Source organism: Staphylococcus sp. FSL K6-0223 (assembly GCF_038008285.1).
This window is the reverse complement of record NZ_JBBOYX010000008.1, coordinates 1-17,173: the sequence shown is the minus strand read 5'-3', so window position 1 is coordinate 17,173 and position 17,173 is coordinate 1. Positions and strand designations below refer to the sequence as shown.

The window sequence follows — 17,173 nt, the reverse complement described above, 5'->3', positions numbered from 1 at the left end:
CACAAGAAATGACTGATGATGAATTTAGTCAAAAGTATAATAAACAATCTAATTTAGGTAATGAGTTTGTAAGTAAATATTATGATTATTCATTTAAAGACCCCGACAAAAGCTTTAATCAGTCTTTAGATTACCTAGACAAAGATTATAAAGATGAGAAAGACTTTAGTAATGATACAAGTAAATCTTTATTATATCGAGATGTAAAGTTGAACAGTATTACACCAGTTAAAGAAGATTCAAATAAAAATGAAGTTACTTTTCAATATGATGTAGATTTAAAAGAAACAGTAGCTAAAAATAGTTTTGATGACAAAAAAGCTAAAAAAGATGATAAATACTTGAAGAAGATAAAAACACAAGAAAATAAGAAAAACAAAGTCATTACAGTAACAATTTCACTTAAAGACAATAAAATAACAAGTTTAGGCTCTAACTATTTATAGGAGTTGTTTGTTATGAAAGTATTAGCTTTATTAAGTTCTAAAAGAGTACGGAAAATTTTATATGGAATAGCTGGAGCAATTATCATTCCTATTTTAGCTTTAATAGTTTTATTAGCTAGTTTTCAGAATCAACAAAAAGAAGATAACGAAGATATGGAAACAAACGGAAGTTGTTCAGTCAAAGGTGGAGAATTAAGCGATAAAGGAAAAAAAACCTTTGAACAGAACGCTAAAGGTGGAGCGTTAGAGGGTAAAGCAGAAGATTTGCAGAAAATAGCTAAAAAACATGATGTTCCCCCGACACTTTTTGTAGCTATTGTATCTAGTGAATCACAATGGGGGAAAGGTGCAAATGCTACTAAACAGAAAAACCCCCTATCAGTAATGGGCGCAGGTACTATTCACGATTCGGCATATCCTACTATTGATAAAGGTTTGGAGGCAGGAGCCAAAAACTTAAATGAATTATATATAAGTGAGGGACTTACAACACCCGAAAAAATCGGTCCAAAATATGCGCCGACAGAGGGCGCAACAAATGACCCAGACGGAATGAATAATGCGTGGATACCAACAGTTAAAAGTATCATGAAAGACCTAGGAGGCGAAAAAGCTAAAACATCATGCTCAGATTCTAAAGGTAGTGACGGAAAAGGCTTTGACCTTAAAGGTAGTAAATTCCCTAAACCTAAAGGCGCTAAAGAATATGATTTTAACCCAACTTATCCATGGGGTCAGTGTACTTGGTATGTACATCAACGTAGACATCAAATTGGTAAAGATGTTCCAACCACATTAGGCGACGGAGGAGATTGGGACGACGCAGCTAAATCGGCAGGCTTTAAAACAGGTAAAACGCCAAAAGAGGGAGCGTGTGCGTCATTAGATAGAGGCGTTCTCGGAGCAGACGGCGCTCACGGTCATATTATGTTTGTGGAAAAAGTTAAAAGTGACGGCTCAATAACAGTTAGTGAGGCAAACGTTAAAGGTTTAGGCGTAATATCTACACGTGATTTTTCAAAAGAAGAGGCAAAGCAAATAAATTATATATATGATAAATAAAAGAAACCAACTTTAAGATCATAGCTAAAGCTATGAACTAAAGTTGGTTAAACAGAAAAGGAGATGTAACCATGAAAAGATTAGTAACTTTAATTATTGCAACACTTCTGATTTTAACGGCTTGTGGTAGTAATGACGATGACAATTCTGAAAAAGAAAAAACTAAATCATCTGACACAACAACATCAGAAAAAGCTAAATCAAAACCAATGATTAATGAAGATAAGTTGAAAGACTTTGCTAAAAGTATTTATGACGCAGATAGTAAAAAAGATATTCAATATTTAGATGAACTAGCAGATGATAATGTAAAATCAATTTTAACAAGACAATTTCAACGAGCAGATTTAAGTAAGAGTAAAGACTTTGATAGAACGGCTAGTAACGTTAAGTTATATAAAAAGGTAGATGATTCTAACCGTTATATTGCAACTTTAGAAGTTAAAACACGTGATACTAAAGAGAAAAAACAAACATGGTTACAAAAAACTTTAGAATTTACAATTAAAGACGGCAAAGTAAACCAGTTTGAAGAAATTGGTAGTCGTGCTATTTACGGCGAGCAAGATTAATGAATTTAAAAGAGGGTGGTTACTATGTCATTTGCATTATTTATTATAATTATGTTGTTAATTATGGTTTTTGTATATAAAATCATATCTTTTGTATTAAGTGCTTTTTTAGGAAAAGTTTTAGGGCATATTGTTGGAGCAATAATAATTGTTATATTAATACGTGCAGTGATATTGGAATACTACCCTTATTTTTAGAGGAGGTTTAATGATATGAATTTAGGTCAATTTGTAGGAAATATGGTTGATGATTTAAGAGTAAACGAGTTTGAAAATAATGGTAAAACAGTCATAGTTGGAAATGGTGTTTTAGCTTGTAATGAAAAATATGGCGATAATGAAATAACTAGCTTTATTGATTTTACTGTTTATAACAATAAAGCTAAAGTTATTCAAGATTACGCAGGTAAAGGTACTCAACTTGGACTATCTGGAAAGATAAGAACAGAAACATACGAAGATAAAAACAACAATAAACGTAAAAAAACGTATTTGTATGTAGATAACGTTGATTTGCCTAGAAAGAATCAATAGCGCATTAAGAAGTTGTCAATAAACGAGTAGTATTTTTTGCGTATAAATTTAAAGACCAAAATTTATGATCGCAAAAAATCTCCACTCTTGCCCCCTTACTAAAATTCGAGTAAGGGGGCATTTTTGACAACTACTTTTTTTATTTTTAATTGCGCAGTTGCGCGAAAAAGAAAAAATGGAAAAAATTCCATTTCCTTTTCGCTTACGCAATTTTAAAAATAAAAAACATTTAAAAAGAACCTCAAAATGATGTGTAGTGAAACGCTATATACAGGGATAATACACTTAGGGGAACCAGTTCCCCTAAAACCCTTTAGGCGCTCCCCTAAAAAAATGGAAAGGGGGGAAGTTCAAAACCATAAAAAAAGAGGACTTTTTTAAAAAAAATGGGTATAATGGGTTTACAAGGTATACCTGTCATGATATAATGTAATTAACAAATAAAAGAAAGAGGGTAATTGAAATGAAACAACAACATTATTTTGAGGCAAATTCAAAAGATTATCGCTTATCAGTAACAAAAGATTTATTCGGTTGTGGTGGTGTTGCAGTAGTTGAAAATGGAGTATATATTGGAATGATTGATTGTAAAGATGAAAGAGATTTCGAAGAAATCGAGAAAAGAGTTAGATACGATGTAGAAAGCATTTATTCAGATGTATATTGCTAATATTTTTTTAATCTTTTTCGGGGATACCCGTTATCCCCGAAAAGATAAATTTAAACTATAAGAGGTGGATAAAATGAAATATATTGCAAAACAAAATGATGGAGAAATTTTGGCAGAGGCTAACTATTTAAGTGACTTGATTCAAGAGGTAACTCAATCAAAAATTGAAGAAATAGAACGCTATTTTACAACGGCAACAGAAAAAATCGACTATGATTATTATTTTTATCTTGCAGGTTTATTGAAGATTTACAGACAAGCAGATAAACAAATATTTAATAATAGAGATTATCTGATGAATGTACTACCTAACATTTACAATAACCCTAAATATATTGATGAAACAGAATACATTGAAATTAAGAAAAACGCTTGATAGCAAAAGATAATAGGGCTTATCTTGTAGCCCTATTATACCTATATTATAATAGGGGGGATAATATAAGGAGGTTAGAACATGGAAGAAAAAAACAGTTTAAGTAAAAAATATGTTAGTCCGTCGCATAAAAAACGTAGAGCCGTCCAAATTTATAAAAATGTTGATGATATAGCAAATGAACTTAAATTTGATTTAAGGCTTAACAGTAAACAAGAGGTTTACACAAAAGCTATTGAACTATTGTACAAAGAAGTAAACGGGAAAAGTATTTCGTTAAAGCAAAATGATTAAAAGGTTTTTAAAGATCCAAATTTAAAATTCAAAATTTGGTTTTAAAAACCTTAATAAAAAAGGGGCTTTTATCATGTATAAAAAACTTTTAGCTAGTGGTTTAACAACCTCAATGTTGATTTTAGGCAGTCACGTTGCAAACGCAGAAGATAATCAGATAGAAGAAAAAACATTTACAGAGGGGGCAGACCTAGATAAACAACAAGAAAAAGAAACTAGAGATTTATTAGGTGTTGGCTCAAATACAAAAACTTATGAAATTGATAGTAACGATGTACAACATTACACGGGGAAATGGTACGATTCCATTTATTCTAGTACCTATATAGAACCTAAAACATTTAGTCATGGTGTAGATGTTGAAATAGTAACGCCCGACAATATCACTAATGTTACAAAAGACCAATACAGAAACGCAGCTATCACGGCAGGTATTCAAGATGCTAATATTAAAGTCGGTGCAGTTGTCGAAACGTTAGGCTATGGGGCATTATCGGGCATTTACAAAGCCTATGAAGAAGAGGGCAACGCATTAAATGAACAAGACATAAAAAATGCAGATGAAGAAATGCAAGAACTATCAGACATCAGTAATAACAATAACGAGAAAGGTTATTCTGATGAGGCTTTAAATCATTCAGTAGCAGAGATGAAACAGGAAATCGCACAAGAAAAATCAGATAAAAACAATTTAAGTGAACAAGATGTTAAACAAATTGTTGATGATAAGTTGAGCGAAAATGGGCTTAATAAAGTTTTATCAGATAATCAAGTAAACTCAATTTATAACATTATGAATAATGTTTCTAATTCTAAAGTAATGAATCAAGACCCTAAAGCATATGAACAACAGGCAAAAAAACTTTCTAGCGATATTAAAGATAAAGCAGGGGGCTTGATTAATAAGGCTAAAGAAATGAATACAGAAGAAAATAGAAACTTATTACAGAAACTTTGGGACGAGATTGTGAATTTCTTTAAATCACTGATTAACTGGATATTATCACTATTTTAGAATCTGAGAGACGCTCACATTTGCATTGAAAACCAATATTTATGAATGGTTGTAGGTCAATGCAAGCACTAACGCACTAGCGTTTGTTTTAGGTTTTAAAATCAGTTACGATTCGTCGTTTCTTCCTCACGAAACTAATTTTAAAACCTTACAATTTAAGATAGTGAGGTGTATTGATGTTTAAATCGTTATTAAAGATATTAGGCGCTATATTAATAAGTTGCTTGATTTTGGGTTTATTATTAACTGGTTTGCTAGCAGTAACACATATGAACGAAATTGCAGGAAATATACTAAGTATTATATTTGCGATAGTAATTATTGTGCTTTCTATAATTGCTATGAAATTAACTAATAAAAAAGAGTGAAAGGAGTTTGTAAATGGATAAAATGAATAAAGTACCTTTTATTGTATTGATTGTTGGTATCGTTTTTCTTTTAGCATTTCAAAACTTCAAAGTTTTAGGGTTGCTAGGTTTAATCATCTTTATGGTAGGAGTTGTGCTTGTAGCCAAAGAAATGCACAACCAAGATTGTATTAAATTGATTAAAGAAATAAATGCTAATTTAAAAAAATTAGGGTTTTCAGATGAAGAAATTAAAGAACGCCAACATGAATTACGTATAAGTACAAAACCACAACTAAAACAACGCAAGCGACAAACAGAAGAAGAAATCGAACGTAAAAGAACAAGTGAATTTTTTGACCCATTAGATAAATAGTAACTTGAAAATAAAATAACCAACTTTAAGATCATAGCTAAAGCTATGAACAAAAGTTGGTTATATCCCTCAATGCATTTATAAATAATGCGTAAATATATATTAATTTATAAATGCTTATAATTCAATAGGAGGCATTTATTATGGATAAGCAAACATTAATCGACCTTATAGATATGATGATTGGTTTATCGGATAGTGAAAGACAGGCATTGTTGAATATGGATAATAGAAAAGTGGAATTTCGCTACAAAATGGCTTTGACTGAAAAAACAGACGAAATGATTGGATAAAAGATATACTAATTTAAAGAGGTGTAACAATGGATACTGATTTATTAAGTAGAAAATTAGATGATAACGGTTTTTCTTTTAATTACAACGGTATAGATTTATTTAGTGTAGACATTAAAAACACAAAAATATCAATAAAAGATGATGTAACAGGTTATGAAATTATAAGTAGATACGGGCATAACATAGCACATAGTGAAACTGAAGTAATCGACATTTTAAAAATACTAAAAAGATGAGGTGCAGGGTATGCCGACACAAGCAAGTCAATTAATTATTGGAGTAGGATATATATTTTTAGCAATAGCCGTAGGAATAGCTATTACTTTACTCATTCTTTGGCGTTTTTATAATAAAACAAGTGATGAAGTTTTTACGGAAACTTACGCATTTCATAAAATAGTTATAGCTATGGTTTGCAGTTTTATATTAGCAATAACTTTTTGGCTATTTGCATTTTTTATGAATCATGTAGTTTTTTAGTAAATGTTTTTTAAAGATCCAAATTTAAAATTCAAAATTTGGTTTTAAAAAACATACGAAAATGAAGATGTATAGAGTATGCAAAGTTGCTACCTATAATAAATGATTATGTAAACCAATTAATTTTTGAGAATGTTGTTATATCAACGTTTAAGCAAATAATCACAAACCCCCTTTTATTCATAAAATATACATCGTTGATATGACGGGGTTTTCACTGAAAAGGGGGTTTGCGATTTTGTATTAATATTCAAAATGAGGGTGCTAAAATGACAGGTCTATTTTTGATATTGTGCCTACTCATATTCTTAACTGGTTTAACATTAGCAATCAGTATTTGGACTGAAAAACATCGTTATATTTATTTAGCTATATTACTTATCTTATCTATTTTACTTATCATATATGTATTTATGTAAGTACAAAGTTTGCATAGTAGGTTTGCAGTTGAAATGGCTTTATATCAGTAATTAAGAATGATAGTGAAAACCACGGTTTTCAATTTAATTTATCATGTATAATAGTAATTGCAGGAGGTGTTTCACATGAAAACAGTTAAAGAAGTAGCCGAAGAATTGAGTGTGTCAAAAACAACGATAAGAAACCATTTGAAAAACCTTCCCGAAAACTTATCGGTAACTAAAAAAGGTAATGTTATGTACCTAGACACTGATGTAGAGGCATTTTTAAAGGATAAAGTGCAAAGGGTTTCCGATAACTTTGCGAAAAAGGGTTTGCAGGATAAGCACAATTATGAAGAAAAAATTGAGATGTTAAAAGAACGCAACGAGGAAATCGTAAGTGATAATCAATATTTGCGAGACCAACTAAAAGAGAAATCAAAACAAATAGAGAAGTTATCCCAATTATTAGACCAACAACAACAATTACAACTACATGCACATAGAGAGGTTGAGAGAATCAAAGAAGAAAATCAAAACATGCTTGAAATGCACCAAGAGGAACAAGAAAATAAGGGTTTTTGGGCTAAATTGTTTGGAAATTGATTGACGTGAGTTTGTAGCTAAACTATAATAAAGACAAATAAAAAAACAGAGCGTCAGATTTGTTAGGTGCTACCAACACTTAACTAATCTCAAACTCACGTTACAACCCTAACGTAAGTTGATTTTCTGCCCTGCTTCTAAATATATAGTTATTTTCTAGCAATTTTCTAAGCTAGTTGATACCTATATTATAAAGGGGTTTTAGAACATAATCAAGAAAATCATAGAGTTAAACGGTAACGTGAGCGACACGTTACCGTTTTTTTATTGTTGTAAAACCACATATAAAGGCTGATGAGTTATACTACCGACTTAGGTATAAGGAATAGCCATTTGATGTTGTGATAGCGAGCAACGAGCAAAGTCAGTGAAATTCGCACGTATATGGTTTGTTTGGCATTGCTTACTGTATGCGATAATAGGAGGGTACATCCTAGCTAAAAAGGTACGGGAGGACGTCTGGTCGATTCAATCGAGGGGCGTTCCATATCCTCAAGCAATACAACCGACAACACACTTAACGTCATGTAAGTGTATAAATAAAAGACGTAAAAATTAGGTTGTGGGTGGTGTTAGTTGCGTCTGACCACCAAATAAAAACTCAACGACCACAAGTCAAAGTCACGTTTGATAATAATTGTAAGAGGTTTAACGGACAGATGTGTTTGTAAAATGGAACGAGGTTAACCACCATGTTAATTTTTTTGCTTTCGTTTTAGGGGGAACGGTCTGCCCACCTGCATTGCATTTGCAAACCTATGACGGCGAGACGATATTAGAGAATTGGGTTTATGAGATAGAGAAAATAAATATTAAGTAATGTATATAGTTAATTGTAATTATGAGTTGATGAATATGTACCTACATCAATTTAGTTTCGTGAGGAGCAAAGCGACGAATCGTAACTGAATTGTGGAGGTCAAGCAAACGAAGTGCGCTAGGCATTTGAATTTTATTTTGATGAATTAAAAAGCATTAAGTTTATGATCCACATTTACAATTCAAAATGTGGTATAAACTTAATGCTTTTTTCCTTATTGAGATGTATTAATTTGAATTGTTGTTAGGTATATTACATAAGTTGTATTGAAGATGAATGAGTTTTATATTATAATTGGTTTAGTCCTACACCAATACTTTAATTTGATTAATTAGGGTGCGTTTTTTACGATTGCGCTATTCTTTTTTTGATTGAAAGTGGGGGATAAATTCACCCTCATATCTTAATGTAGTGGTTAAATTTTAAGTGGCGCAAATCGTAACCCTAATCTTTGTCTTTTGCTTAGCAAAATACTTTAATTAGGGTAGTGCAGGATTAAGAGTTGATACTCAACTCATGAAAAGCACTGTCGTGCTTGGGTTTGTCTTGATTTTGTGGGTCGCTTTTAGTGATTTCAAAACCCTATAATACTTGATATGAAAGGAGCGAAACTGATTTATGATACAAATACACCCTCGAATTAGTAATGAAACAAAAAGGCACTTAGAAACAATCGCAGCAGAAAATAATAAGTCGTTAAATGATGTTGTTGAAGTAGCAATCAATAGTTACATTTCTGATTACTATTCACAATCGCAAGAAGAAAAATCATTACCAAGAATTGAAAAAATGTTAGACGAAAGATTGAATGATTTTAGTACACATATTAGGTCATTAATTGCACGTGGCGTTTTAGATAATGCAGTTAGTATGTTAGGTATTGTTGATTTAGTTTCTAATGAAACAGGTCAGAATCAATCAGAAGTATATAATATGTATCGTAAGTTAGCTTATACACGTGTTAAAGATAGACACGAGTTATTTAAAGATTTAGATACACTTTATAACTTCAAGAAAGAGTTAGCAGAAGATGAGTAAAAATCTATCTTTTATTAAAGTAACTAATACTAAAAGCATTTCTAAAGTTGGAGCGCATTGTAAATATATAGGTTATCGTTCAAGAGAAAATCATCAAAATGAGCGTGGGCTATTTGATAGAAATAAATATAATGGAGCCTCGCATAAACAATTTGTACAGAGATTAAACGAGAGACGCTCATTAAGGCATTCTCAAAGCAATAAGGCTTTTAAGGTGGTTTTGTCTTGGAGAGAGAATGACGCTCGAGAATTAGGCTTACATGATGAACAGAGGTATAAAGAAGTAGCTAGAGATTTTGTTGAGCGAATAGAAAAAGATAAAAACATGAAGTTAGATTATATAGGTGCAGTACACATGAAAGACGACCACCCACACATACACTTAGTTATTAGTGGTGTCGGAGACGATAAAGAAACGGGTCAAGATAGAAGATTAAGATTGAATTTTAAAGAAGATTTACCTAGATATAAAGATGAATTAGATAGAGATATTGGAGCCGATAGACTAATACAAGAGAGACAATATGATGAAAGGTTGCGAGGTCAAAACAGAGGTACAAACAGAGGCACTACGAAAGAATATGATTATAAACCTAATCGTTATAGCACAGGTAAAGACGTAACAAATGATGTTTTTAAGTCGCTTGAAAGAATGGGTAAACGTGCAAGAATTGAATCAGAAAGAGCAAGACAAGAACAGGAACGTGATACCAAACGTTCAGACCCAGAAAGAGATAACGAAGAACGAGAACGTGAAAGGTAACCTTTATGATCCAAAATTAAAATTTTGGTATAAAGGTTACCGACTAAGAGAGGAGGTCGCAAAATGAAAAAGTACGTTATTCAATTTTTAATATCTTTGATATTAGCAGAAATTATTTTGTTTGCATGTAGCTATTTATATGCTTGTTTTGAGATTACAAAAGACGTTATGTATTTATCAGTAACAATTACTGATAAATTGAAAGATTTTTTTGATATTCAAAGTAAAGGGTTTGGAGATATAAGGCTAGAGTTTTTAAAATCTCTCAAAGTTCAATTTGTGGGTTTTTGCTTGGCGCTTGTTCTACAATGGCAACTGTTCAATCGGAAAAAAGAAGAAAGAGCAGGCGCTAAAAAATCAGATAATCAGACATATGGCGATAGTCAGATAGCAGATGATAAAGAAATAGCACCATTAAAAAAATACAATGGTACATATTTATTAGGTAAACATAAAAATAAGTATGTATATCAACCGAATAAAAGTAAAATGAACAGACACGTATTGATAAATGCACCAACGGCTAGTGGTAAAACAACATCTTATTCTATCCCTAATATTAAGCTAATAGCTGATAGGGGAGAAAGTTTTATATCAACTGACACAAAAGGCGATACTTATAATGCTACAAGTCAATATCTAAAAAACAATGGCTATGATATTAAGGTTATAAACTTAATAGACATGACTAAAAGTGATTCACTTAACCCGTTTGATTTTATAGAAACACTCACAGACGCTCAAAATTTTATTGATAGCTTTTTAAAATCAACAGGCGTAAGTACAAGTGATGAATCGTATTGGGATAGGGCAGAATCGTTATATATGAGTACATTGGTTTTATACGTGGTTAATCATTTTGAACCACAATATCGAAATATCCCTAACTGGATAAATTTATATTTAGAAATAGGAGATAACGTTGATAAAAGAAATATGATATTTGACGCAATAGAGGACGATAGAGACCTTGCAAAGCGCAGTTATCAACTATATAGGGTTAATACATCAAGCAAAGTAGAATCGTCTATATTATTAGGTATTTCATCACGTATGCAATACTTTTTAGATAGAAATACAGAACAATTACTATCAAAGTCAGATTTTAGATATGAGGATATAGCTAATGATAAAACGGCAGTTTTCATCATTACACAAGAAAGAGATATTATAAGTAATATTGTTTCATCTGTAATAATGACCCAAACCATAGATAAATTGATAGATTTAGCTAACACATTACCGTCATTAAGTTTTCCAAAGCCAATTCATATCATGGCTGATGAGTTCGGTAATATAGCTAAATTAAAACAATTTGCTAGCACTTTAACAACAGTAAGAGCAAAGAACGTAATTATAACGGCGATTATTCAAGAATTGAATCAAATAAAAGTTAAATACAAAGATGACTATAATACAATACTTTCAAGTTTTGATACCAAAGTTTTAATGGGTACAACAGACACAGATACACGAGATTATTTTATAAAATTGGGTGGAGAATATACGGCAGATATATTTTCAGACAATGAAAAAGACGACGAACACTCAACATCAACACGTATAGGTCAAATCGCAGCGATTAATAAATCAATGATTAATCAATTAGATACAAATAATCAGAACATGGTATTTGTTAGAGGTTACAACACTATGATTTTAGAACGTACTTACTTTTTTGAAGAAAAAGATTTTAAAAATGTATTACCACAATCTGATTGGCATAATATACCGACTAAAAACGTTGTTGTAAATTATAAGTCTTTAAATATTAATAGTGAGAATAATATAATGAATAATGACCATTACAATCAAAAAGACCTAGCAGATTTAGAACATGATGAAGAAAGTCCTATCTACAAAGATGATGAAGTTAAAAATTTTAAAGGTTTTGGTAAATGGTAGCTAAAGTTTCTGTGTTGTTGATCTAAATAAATTTAGAAACAACACAGAAACCATTTTGAAAGGTGGTGCAGGTTGTGAAAAAGGTTAGCGTTAAAACATTTAAAATTAGCCCTATTACATCAATTTTAGTAGAAGTATTTGAAATTATATATACAGAACAAGGCAAAGCTAATGCTTTAAAGTATGGTATAACTAACAATGATTTGTTTGAGTATCAAACTAAGAGAGAATATAACGCTAAAATACTTCAAGATTTAGTCGAGCATGGTTTACAGTCATTGCATAATATAGAAATAATCACACCTAATTTTGATGAAATGGTTAAAGCAAAGCCTACAAAAAGCAAAACGATAGAATTACCTAATGAATTATTTAATAAAGTGAATCAATTCATTAAAGAAAATTCATTATCGGGTCAAGAGTTTATGTTACAGGCTTTAGAAAGAACGATTATAAGGAATAAATTGAATATAGATTACTTAAAATCGTTGGTTGAAAAAGTATATAATTATCGAGTAAATGAGGGGAAATAGAGCCTAGTAAAATAGGTTCTATTTTTTTTAGGAATGATGTTGACATTGGTTTAGGTCTAAACTATAATAAGGGTATCAATTAAAGGAGGTTAGGACATGGGAACATTAGACAAACTCAATCTAGTTATTGGCGACGTTTCGGTAGATAAAGACGGTGGACCTTCGTTCATCGAAGATGTAAAAGACATTATTGAACAAATTGCAGGTTGGGCTTATATAGTAGCTCCTAGTATTGCATTAGTTCTTTTAATTGTTGCAGGTATTAAGTACATGAACGCAAGCGAGCCTCATAAACGTGAAAATGTTAAAGACCGTTTTAAAAATATCATTATCGGTTTGCTAGTCGTATTTATCGCCGTGCAAGTTGTTAACTGGTTACTACAAAGATTTGGATAAATTAGGGGGGTAAAACTCCCTATTATTTTTAACAAAAAAGGGGGTTAACATATGTTTGATTGGGTCAAAGATAAGGCAGGGGACGCATTAAACTGGGGACTTGGTAAAATATCAGAGTTACTAGACTTTACAGGCGTTCTTAAACTTATGATGCTTGAAGTGATTCAAGATTGCTTGAATGGTACTTTTAAAATCATGAAAACAACTGTTTTATCGTATGACAATTATAAGGTATTACCCAATTCAGATATACTACTTGAATTGTTTTCACAATTAGCTATTTATTTATTAGCCTTTTTCCTTATATATAAAGCGTTAAACATGATGATTAACGGAGGTTTAGGGGCAGACGTTGATTTTATTAGATTAATATTCGATACAGTAAAGTCAATGATATTTATTAAATTATCGCCATGGCTAATTCAATTTTTCTTATTAGCTATTAATAAGGGAATAGTTGAATTTATTTTAAATGATAAGCAATTAGGAATGGGCGATATAACCAAATTGAATTTTGAAAAGAATATAGCAAAAATTATTGGTGTTAAATCACTTAAAAAAATTGGAGCGATAGCAGATACAGAAAAAATACAGTGGTTTGGTATCGGAATAATTTTAATTTTAGCCATTGCTATTTTAGTGTTTAATATTTACGGTGCATTGCGTTTAGTAAATATAGTTATATGTTTGCTAGTTAGTCCAGTTATGGCGTCAACAAGAATATTAGGAGATTCATATTGGAGAGTATTTGTAACTGAAACAATCGCAGTTATATTCAGTCAGATATTCCATGTAATATGTTTATTCTGGTTGCTAAAACTCATGGTTGATAAATGGACTATGGGTAACATATTCTTAATGCTATCCGTCATTATGGTTGGTATTAGTGGCGCTCATATAATTAGACGTTTTACTTATGCAACTGGAGCCTCTCAAGTAATCGGAGGAACTTCTAAAATGGCAGTATATAAATTTATGACTAGAAGATAATACAATATCTGATCCAAAATTAAAATTTTGGAATAGATATTGTATTACAAAGTGAGGTGTAGTTATGGCACGTCAAGAAACAGAAAAAGAGTATTTTAGAAAAAAAGATAATAACTTATATTTTTCTATTCCCTCAAATGATAAGCAAAGAAAAACATTTGCAGGTTTAGACGGTACAGGCTTTATCTATTTGATACTAGCACTTGTACCAGCGTTAGCAGTTACTTTATTTTTAGTTTATCTTGTACAGTTTAAGCACGTTGATATTAATAATAAACTGATGTTTTTAATTATATTCTTATTAATTGGTTACATGGCAGTATCATGGACTTTATGTTCACATGATAGTAATACTGGTAAACAAACCTTTAGTGTTTTATACCAAATGCTTAAATACAGACTATTTCAACCTAAATTAATAAGACCTAAATTTGCTAACAGAAAAAATACGATATTAAAAATAGAGGTGGGTAAAGATGAAGAAACTATTCAAAAAGGAGAAACAATCACAACAGAAGATATCTACAGAGCAAGACGAGAAAGAGCAAGAACGCATTCAGACGAAGAAGAAAAACTCACTGACTAGAAAGATACTACCTAGCAAAGTTAGAGAACATTTAGAATTATCAAAAGGGGAAAAGGAAGTACGCAAATTAGATAACGAAACATTCCCAATAAAAGAAATCATGGATAATGGCATAGCAATTACTCATGATAAAAAATATAGAATGGTTTTCAGAGTTATTGACCCTATATCTTTAGACTTATTGAGTATGGACGAAATCATAGATGTAATTATTCGATTACAAGACGCAGTCAATATTTTAGATATTGGAAATCGTATGCAAATATTAATCAGTAATGAATACATTGATATGACTAAATATAGAAACTATTTAGATGATTTACCAAGTGACGCTACTAATGAAGTTGTTAGTAAGAGTATTGAAGATTATAAACAGTATACCGATTATCTTTCATACGGTCATGAAAAATCAAGAGCGTTCTATTTCACAATTGAGTCTAAGCACAAAAAATTAAAAGACGCCGAACAAGAATTATTTAATAAAAAGAATCAAATAATCAACTTATTACAAGCGTCTGGAACAAGAGCTATACAGTTGTATAAAGGAACTATTCGCCGTTTGATTTACCGTAAAACAAATGACAATTCAGTTCAACAGTACGAAGATAATATGCTACTAGATGAAATAGCACCTAATGAAATCATCAACGAGAATAATAACTATCTTATCGCTAATAATGAATATATTAGTACCTATACTTTAACACATATTCAATCGCCAGTGGCAATCGCATGGCTTAATAAATTAACAAATAGCGATTTAGATTTAGATATATCAATTAGTTTTGAACCAGTATATAAGCATGATTTAACACAAATGGTTGAAGAACAATTAGCAGTGGCAGAAGATAACTCAAAAGACGCAAGACTAGGTAAAGCCTCAATGCGTAAAGCAGAAGATAGAATTGATGAATTACAATCATTTTTAGATAACATCAATGATGAATCAGAAAACCTTACAAGAACAACTATTTTGCTATTTGTTAAAGCAAAATCGGAAGAAGAACTTTACGAATCAGAAGTGAAATTGGATAACTTGTTAAAAGAATCTAAATTCAGAGGGCAACGTTTAAGATTTTTACCTAATCACACATACTATTATATGTTGCCTATCTGTCATAAAGAACACACTGTTGAAGATTATATGTATTATCCTTTAACGGCGTTAAACCTAGCCTCATTGGTGCCGTTTAATTCAAGTGAGTTAAATTATCAAGAGGGGGTCGTTGCAGGTTTAAATGGTGTTACAGGCGCACCAGTCATTTACAATCGTTTAGACCCTAATATCTTTGATAATCCTAGTGAGGTTGTACTTGGAACAAGTGGTAGTGGTAAATCATTCTATATTAACCGTCATGCTTGGCGTCATAGAGTTTGTACAGACGTTTCAAGAATATTCATGATTGACATTGAAAGAGAATATAACAAAATGCCCGATTCAAGAAGATTAATATTAAAACCGGGTGGGTCAACAGTTATCAACCCTTTCAATATACGTTCATCTGTATCAGACGCAGACGAAAATAGCGAAGATGAAACAAAAGCAGGCGATTATCTAAGAAGAAAAATATCAATGCTATTAAGTTTCTTTGGTTGGCTTAAAGAAGATTTATCAAGTCAAGAAAAAGCAGAACTTACAACCGTAATTACAGATATTTATAAAATGTATAACATTGACTTTGATACTGTTTCGTTAGAGGGTAAAAAACAATTCCCTACTATGTCTGATTTGAAAAATAAAATTCTAGAAAATGAAAGTAGTAAAGAAACTTTAAAAGGTGTACTACAAACAATTGAGCCGTTCGTTACAGGTGTATACTCAACGTTATTCAACGGACAAACTAATTACAATTATGATAGTCCAATCAACGTTGTAGATATTCACGAACTAGACCCCGATATTCAAAAACCAGTATTTGACATTATACTGCAGGAATTATGGGAAGAAATTAAAAAAGACCGTAACGAACGAGTAGGGTTATATGTTGATGAGGCTTGGTATTTAAGCGATGAAAAACATCAACAAACTATGCAATTCTTAAGAGATATAGCTAAACGTATAAGAAAATATGGTGGTTACTGTGTAACAATCACACAAGAAGTTGACGACTTTATTAGTACAGGTAAATATGGTAAATCAATCATCAAAAATGCGTTTGTTAAAACACTATTCCAATTAACAGAAGATGACATCATGCAACTTGAAAAATTCATGGTTTTATCAGACGCAGAAAAACGAAGAATATTAAAAGGTACTAAAAAAGGCGAGGCAGTACAAATTGTTGGAAAGAAAAAAATCATGCTAGATGTAGACTATACAGAATACGAAACAGAAGTATTAAATCTTAGTGTATCGCATGAAATTGATTCAGAAGAATATCTACAAACTTTATAGCATTTATTTTGTGATCCAAAAGTAAAAACCACTTTTGGAATACAAAATAAACACACACAACAACATAAGGGGGCTAACAAGCCCCTTTACTTATAGGAGGTATTTTATGAGTAGACCTACCAAAATAGGTATTGTAATTTTAATGCTAATCGTTATGTTTGTTGTTGGTTTATTAGTACCTAATCAATTTAACGATAAAGGCATTGTGAATAATACAAAAGAGAACGTCGAGAAAGATAATAAAAAGGCAGAAGAAAATAAAGAAACTTCCC

The 17,173-nt window shown here is 31.2% G+C and carries 22 protein-coding genes; all 22 read left to right on the top strand.

Features of this window, described 5'->3' with window-relative positions; all coding sequences use genetic code 11:
* Positions 1 to 446: hypothetical protein (locus MHI13_RS23430; protein WP_340762252.1), on the top strand; the 446-nt coding region annotated here is incomplete at its 5' end.
* A 12-nt stretch (positions 447 to 458) separates the two neighbouring features.
* A complete protein-coding gene (locus MHI13_RS23425; protein ID WP_072490349.1) occupies positions 459 to 1,508 on the top strand; it encodes a CHAP domain-containing protein in 1,050 nt (349 codons plus the stop codon).
* 71 nt (positions 1,509 to 1,579) lie between these two features.
* A complete protein-coding gene (locus MHI13_RS23420) occupies positions 1,580 to 2,080 on the top strand; it encodes a hypothetical protein (protein WP_340762251.1) in 501 nt (166 codons plus the stop codon).
* Positions 2,081 to 2,293: 213 nt separating this feature from the next.
* Positions 2,294 to 2,614 (top strand): single-stranded DNA-binding protein, encoded by a 321-nt coding sequence (locus tag MHI13_RS23415; RefSeq protein WP_001048514.1) that lies wholly within the window; start codon positions 2,294 to 2,296, stop codon positions 2,612 to 2,614.
* Between the two features lie 463 nt (positions 2,615 to 3,077).
* Complete coding sequence (locus MHI13_RS23410; RefSeq protein ID WP_000813162.1) at positions 3,078 to 3,284, top strand: hypothetical protein; 207 nt, start codon at positions 3,078 to 3,080, stop codon at positions 3,282 to 3,284.
* Positions 3,285 to 3,357: 73 nt separating this feature from the next.
* Positions 3,358 to 3,660, top strand: coding sequence for a hypothetical protein (locus MHI13_RS23405; RefSeq protein WP_072490352.1), 303 nt, complete (start codon positions 3,358 to 3,360; stop codon positions 3,658 to 3,660).
* 81 nt (positions 3,661 to 3,741) lie between these two features.
* Complete coding sequence (locus MHI13_RS23400; protein ID WP_000391576.1) at positions 3,742 to 3,954, top strand: hypothetical protein; 213 nt, start codon at positions 3,742 to 3,744, stop codon at positions 3,952 to 3,954.
* 73 nt (positions 3,955 to 4,027) lie between these two features.
* The gene (locus MHI13_RS23395) at positions 4,028 to 4,969 is read left to right on the top strand and encodes a DUF1002 domain-containing protein (RefSeq protein WP_072490353.1); all 942 of its coding nucleotides are present in this window, start codon (positions 4,028 to 4,030) and stop codon (positions 4,967 to 4,969) included.
* A 381-nt stretch (positions 4,970 to 5,350) separates the two neighbouring features.
* On the top strand, positions 5,351 to 5,692 hold the full coding sequence (locus MHI13_RS23390) for a hypothetical protein (RefSeq protein WP_085060802.1): 342 nt from the start codon (positions 5,351 to 5,353) through the stop codon (positions 5,690 to 5,692).
* A gap of 143 nt (positions 5,693 to 5,835) precedes the next feature.
* Positions 5,836 to 5,985: a hypothetical protein gene (locus MHI13_RS23385; RefSeq protein ID WP_000361031.1), complete on the top strand. Its 150-nt coding sequence runs from the start codon at positions 5,836 to 5,838 to the stop codon at positions 5,983 to 5,985.
* A 29-nt stretch (positions 5,986 to 6,014) separates the two neighbouring features.
* On the top strand, positions 6,015 to 6,224 hold the full coding sequence (locus MHI13_RS23380; RefSeq protein WP_000379195.1) for a hypothetical protein: 210 nt from the start codon (positions 6,015 to 6,017) through the stop codon (positions 6,222 to 6,224).
* 10 nt (positions 6,225 to 6,234) lie between these two features.
* Complete coding sequence (locus MHI13_RS23375; RefSeq protein WP_001143114.1) at positions 6,235 to 6,468, top strand: hypothetical protein; 234 nt, start codon at positions 6,235 to 6,237, stop codon at positions 6,466 to 6,468.
* 269 nt (positions 6,469 to 6,737) lie between these two features.
* The gene (locus tag MHI13_RS23370) at positions 6,738 to 6,887 is read left to right on the top strand and encodes a hypothetical protein (RefSeq protein WP_178135416.1); all 150 of its coding nucleotides are present in this window, start codon (positions 6,738 to 6,740) and stop codon (positions 6,885 to 6,887) included.
* 126 nt (positions 6,888 to 7,013) lie between these two features.
* Positions 7,014 to 7,475 carry a DUF536 domain-containing protein gene (locus MHI13_RS23365; RefSeq protein ID WP_072490354.1) on the top strand — a complete coding sequence of 154 codons (462 nt, stop codon included), beginning with the start codon at positions 7,014 to 7,016 and terminating at the stop codon, positions 7,473 to 7,475.
* Between the two features lie 1,438 nt (positions 7,476 to 8,913).
* A complete protein-coding gene (locus tag MHI13_RS23360) occupies positions 8,914 to 9,333 on the top strand; it encodes a hypothetical protein (RefSeq protein ID WP_072490355.1) in 420 nt (139 codons plus the stop codon).
* Positions 9,326 to 10,096, top strand: a complete 771-nt coding sequence (locus MHI13_RS23355; protein WP_340762242.1) for a relaxase/mobilization nuclease domain-containing protein — start codon at positions 9,326 to 9,328, stop codon at positions 10,094 to 10,096. Before MHI13_RS23360 ends, MHI13_RS23355 begins: the two co-directional genes overlap by 8 nt.
* Positions 10,097 to 10,159: 63 nt before the next feature.
* Entirely contained in the window at positions 10,160 to 12,001 is a 1,842-nt protein-coding gene (locus tag MHI13_RS23350; protein WP_000761048.1) for a VirD4-like conjugal transfer protein, CD1115 family, read from the top strand.
* Between the two features lie 74 nt (positions 12,002 to 12,075).
* On the top strand, positions 12,076 to 12,534 hold the full coding sequence (locus MHI13_RS23345; RefSeq protein WP_000757938.1) for a hypothetical protein: 459 nt from the start codon (positions 12,076 to 12,078) through the stop codon (positions 12,532 to 12,534).
* 96 nt (positions 12,535 to 12,630) lie between these two features.
* Entirely contained in the window at positions 12,631 to 12,930 is a 300-nt protein-coding gene (locus MHI13_RS23340; RefSeq protein ID WP_085060805.1) for a pilin, read from the top strand.
* Positions 12,931 to 12,981: 51 nt separating this feature from the next.
* On the top strand, positions 12,982 to 13,920 hold the full coding sequence (locus MHI13_RS23335) for a hypothetical protein (RefSeq protein ID WP_000460751.1): 939 nt from the start codon (positions 12,982 to 12,984) through the stop codon (positions 13,918 to 13,920).
* Between the two features lie 64 nt (positions 13,921 to 13,984).
* Positions 13,985 to 14,506, top strand: coding sequence for a hypothetical protein (locus MHI13_RS23330; RefSeq protein WP_072490346.1), 522 nt, complete (start codon positions 13,985 to 13,987; stop codon positions 14,504 to 14,506).
* On the top strand, positions 14,397 to 16,901 hold the full coding sequence (locus MHI13_RS23325) for a VirB4 family type IV secretion system protein (RefSeq protein WP_085060806.1): 2,505 nt from the start codon (positions 14,397 to 14,399) through the stop codon (positions 16,899 to 16,901). The genes MHI13_RS23330 and MHI13_RS23325 overlap by 110 nt, the downstream gene beginning before the upstream one ends.
* Positions 16,902 to 17,173: the final 272 nt, after the last annotated feature.